Raw genomic sequence first — 1,120 nt, 5'->3', positions numbered from 1 at the left:
GCCGACAAGATCGAGTTCTCCAACGGCCGCTACATGGTGCAGTACCGCGAGCAGCTGATGCCGCTCGTCGCCATGGAGAGCGTCACCATCGCCAGCCAGGGCACTCAGCCGATCCTGGTGTTCTCCGATGACGGCCGCTCCATGGGCCTCGTCGTCGACGAGATCATCGACATCGTCGAGGAACGGCTCAACATCGAGGTCGGCGGCGCCGCCAGCGGCATCCTGGGCTCGGCCGTGATCAAGGGCCAGGCCACCGAAGTGATCGACGTCGGCCACTTCCTGCCGATGGCGTTCTCCGACTGGTTCACCCGCAAGGAGATGAAGCCGTCGCTGCACTCGCAGTCGGTGCTGCTGGTCGACGACTCGGCGTTCTTCCGCAACATGCTCGCACCTGTGCTCAAGGCTGCCGGCTACCGCGTTCGCACCGCGCCGACCGCGCAGGAGGGCCTTGCGGCTCTGCGTGCGCAGACCTTCGACGTGGTCCTGACCGACATCGAGATGCCCGACATGAACGGGTTCGAGTTCGCCGAGACCATCCGCTCCGACAGCAATCTCGGCTCGATGCCGATCATCGGCCTCTCCGCGCTGGTGTCGCCTGCGGCGATCGAGCGCGGCCGTCAGGCCGGCTTCCACGACTATGTCGCCAAGTTCGACCGTCCCGGTCTGATCGCGGCGCTGAAGGAACAGACCGCGGGCGCCGCCGGTGCCTCCGAGCTGAACCGGGCAGCGGCGTAAGACGGCGCGAAGGAGATACGCAGATGACCAAGAAGACCCAGTCCGGCGAAGGCGCGATGATCGAATACGTCACCGCGATGATCGGCGGCCAGCTGTTCGGCCTGCCGATCTCCCGCGTCCAGGACGTGTTCATGCCCGAGCGCGTCACCCGCGTTCCCTTGTCCTCGCGCGAGATCGCGGGCGTGCTGAACCTGCGCGGCCGCATCGTCACCGTGGTCGACATGCGCGCCCGTCTCGGTCTGCCCAAGCCCGAGGACGGCAAGGTCCCGATGGCGGTCGGTGTCGACCTGCGCGGTGAATCCTACGGCCTGCTGATCGACCAGATCGGCGAGGTGCTGCGGCTTGCCGAAGACAACATGGAAGAGAATCCCGTCAACCTCGACCC

At 66.3% G+C, this 1,120-nt stretch carries 2 protein-coding genes; both read left to right on the top strand.

Annotated elements, in window-relative coordinates:
• Positions 1-735: response regulator (locus BMW89_RS37145; RefSeq protein ID WP_143062899.1), on the top strand; the 735-nt coding region annotated here is incomplete at its 5' end.
• Positions 736-758: 23 nt separating this feature from the next.
• Positions 759-1,120: chemotaxis protein CheW (locus tag BMW89_RS37140; RefSeq protein ID WP_092035277.1), on the top strand; the 362-nt coding region annotated here is incomplete at its 3' end.

This window comes from Bradyrhizobium sp. OK095 (genome assembly GCF_900109945.1).
Taxonomy (GTDB): domain Bacteria; phylum Pseudomonadota; class Alphaproteobacteria; order Rhizobiales; family Xanthobacteraceae; genus Bradyrhizobium.
This window is presented reverse-complemented; position numbering and strand designations above follow the sequence as displayed.